Annotated in this window: 3 protein-coding genes; 1 reads left to right on the top strand and 2 read right to left on the bottom strand. The window is 70.5% G+C overall.

Going from position 1 to position 2,652, the window contains the following annotated elements; translation table 11 throughout:
- A partial coding sequence (locus tag HUW36_RS30420; protein WP_174531235.1) for an FxsB family cyclophane-forming radical SAM/SPASM peptide maturase occupies nucleotides 1-1,266 on the bottom strand: 1,266 nt, incomplete at its 3' end.
- A 7-nt stretch (nucleotides 1,267-1,273) separates the two neighbouring features.
- Nucleotides 1,274-1,447 (bottom strand): hypothetical protein, encoded by a 174-nt coding sequence (locus HUW36_RS30425; RefSeq protein WP_174531236.1) that lies wholly within the window; start codon nucleotides 1,445-1,447, stop codon nucleotides 1,274-1,276.
- 503 nt (nucleotides 1,448-1,950) lie between these two features.
- On the opposite strand from HUW36_RS30425, the gene HUW36_RS30430 reads away from it, so the two are divergent.
- The coding region (locus HUW36_RS30430; protein WP_174531237.1) for a non-reducing end alpha-L-arabinofuranosidase family hydrolase at nucleotides 1,951-2,652 on the top strand (702 nt) is incomplete at its 3' end.

The raw sequence follows: 2,652 nt of genomic DNA on the forward strand, positions 1-2,652 counted from the left end.
GCCGCCGGCCACCGCGCCGAGCAGCGCGCGGACGATGGCGGTCTGCGCCTCCACCAGCCGGCGCACGGCGGACCGGTCCCCGGTCGAGGCCGCGAGGCGGTCGATCAGGTCGTCGGTCGGGTCGGCCGCCAACGGGGCGGGCGCGGACGCCACCGGATTCTCGTTCACGTGCACGATCAGCTCTTTCAGATCGACGCAGTAGACGCTGGGGTGGTCGAAGTGCCCGTCGCCGTAGCGGTGGGCGAAGAGGCCGCCACCGCACTGGTCGACCACCGGGCAACGCCGGCACTCGTCACTGAGCCCGGCGCGGCCGGCGCGGCGGCGGGCCAGTTCCGGGCTCGCGGCGACGTCGTCGGCCGAGTGGGTGAAGACGGTCATGCCGGTGGCCGGCGCGCCGTCGTACGTGGTCTTGAGCGAGTCGGCCTGCTCCCACTCGCCGTCTGTCTCGATCACGGCCAGGTCGACCGGGTCGAGGCCGAGCCACTCGGTGCCGCTGGGGCCGCCGCCGGCCGTGGACCGGAGCGAGTCGAAGAGACGGACCGGCACCGGGCGTCCGTCCGCCCGCCACCGGTCGTAGACGGCGCGCAGCCATCCGGCGTACGCGGCGCCGCCGGCTCCCGGCCGCGGGGGCGGACTGTCCCAGGTGGCGTGCGGGAGCAGGAAGTCGATCCGGGGCGGTCCCTCGGCGAGCAGCGCCTCGTAGACGGCGAGCGGGTCGTTGCGGACGTCGACGGTGCACAGCAGCCCGGACCAGAGCCGCCGGTAGGCCGGGCGACGGAGGAGGGCCAGGGCCCGCAGCACCCGGTCGTGACTGCTGGTGCCGTTGCGGAACCGCCGGTGCCTGTCGTTGGCGGCGCGGTCGCCGTCGAGCGAGACACCTACCGCGACGTCGTACTCGGCGAGCAGGTCGCAGAACCGTTCGGAGAGCAGCACGCCGTTTGTCTGCATGCCGAGCCGGAGTTCGGTGACCGGGGCGACGGCGGCCCGGAGGTCGGCGAGGAGCCGGCGCATCCGCTCGGGGCCCAGCAGCAGCGGCTCTCCGCCGTGCAGGATGACCGAGACGCGGGGCAGGTCGTGCGCGGCGGCGTGCTCGGCGATCCGGTCGGCGGCGGCCCCGAGCACCTCGGGCGTCATCCGCGCCGGGCGGCGGCGCCAGCTCTGGTCGGCGTGTTCGTAGACGTAGCAGTGGTCGCACGCCAGATCGCATCTGGAGTGGACCTTCAGCACGAACTCGGTCAGCGCCCTGGGGGCCGGCCCGGGGGACATCGTCGGATCAGATGAACGACGAGAACTTCGCGGCCGGGATCCTGGACCGATCGAGGTGAGCCGCCATCACCCGGCGCACGATCGGGGAGATGTCCGCGGCGGAGAGCCGGTCCAGCGGCTCCGCGCGAACCCTGCCCAGCGACACCGGGGGCTCATCCTGGGGCACGGGTGCGGTTGTCATGAGTCTTCCTTAGGTATTCGTGTGCGCGCCGTGCGGGCACATGAAGCGACGGCCTACCGTAGTGCGTCCATAGGTTGATCACCATCAACCCACCGGTGCGACACGGTCCTCATAAGACTGAGTGCGGCGAGTGTCGGCGGTGGCGTCGTGCGTGCGGCGAGGGATCAATATTATGCCCCTTTTTGGGCATCAAGCATGATTCAAAAGTCCAGACTTTTACAGAAATCGGTCACCTGATCGCAACATGTGCGTGTCCGGCTCGCGTCCCTCTCACCTGGACCGTGCCCACGTTACGTCTTGACGAACGGCGTGTTATCGCTCACAGTCGATGTCATAGGACGGCGACGCCTGTGGCTCACCGGGCAGGCCCTGCTTCGTCGCACTCTGGGTCGGACGCGCCTCACCTCGCGTGGTGGTTGGTGTTAGCGCTAACAGGTCTCGACTCGCGTTCCGGCCCACCCAGCCCGGGCGGGCCGCACGGCTCTGTTCACCGGAGGAGGATCATGTTCGCCCTCGATAGGTCCCCATCGACCGTGCCGCCCCGACGGCGCAGGTGGCTGCCGCGTGTCGTCGCCGCCGGCGTGACGGCGGTGCTGGTGGGTGTCGGCGCCGCGGCGGTGGTGTCGAGCCCCGCCGCCGCGGCGACGGTCGACACCAGCGCGTGGTACGTCCTGGTCAACCGCAACAGTGGCAAGGCTCTCGACGTCTACAACCTGGCCACGAACGACGGCGCGCGGATCGTCCAGTGGACCCGCAACAACGGCAACCAGCAGCAGTGGCAGTTCGTGGACTCGGGCGGCGGCTACTACCGCCTGCGGTCGCGGCTGTCCGGCAAGGTGCTCGACGTCTACAACTTCTCCACCGCCAACGGCGGCAACATCGTGCAGTGGTCCGACGCCAACGGGGTCAACCAGCAGTTCCGGCTGGCCGACTCCGACAGCGGCTACGTCCGGCTGATCAACCGGAACAGCAACAAGGTGGTGGAGGTGCAGGGCGCCTCGACCGCCGACGGCGGCAGCATCGTGCAGTACGACGACTGGAACGGCAGCAACCAGCAGTGGCAGCTCGTCCGCGTCGACGGCGGAGGCGGCCCCACCACGCCGCCGCCGCCCGGCACGTGCACCCTCCCGTCGAGCTACCGCTGGAGTTCGACCGGTCCGTTGGCCACCCCGAAGTCGGGTTGGGTGTCGTTGAAGGACTTCACG

It is taken from the genome of Micromonospora maritima, assembly GCF_902825405.1.
Classification (GTDB): Bacteria; Actinomycetota; Actinomycetes; order Mycobacteriales; family Micromonosporaceae; genus Micromonospora; species Micromonospora maritima.

Coding starts and splice junctions, on each gene's coding strand:
- HUW36_RS30425 (WP_174531236.1), bottom strand. CDS start 1,447: ATGACAACCGCACCCGTGCCCCAGGATGAGCCCCCGGTGTCGCTGGGC.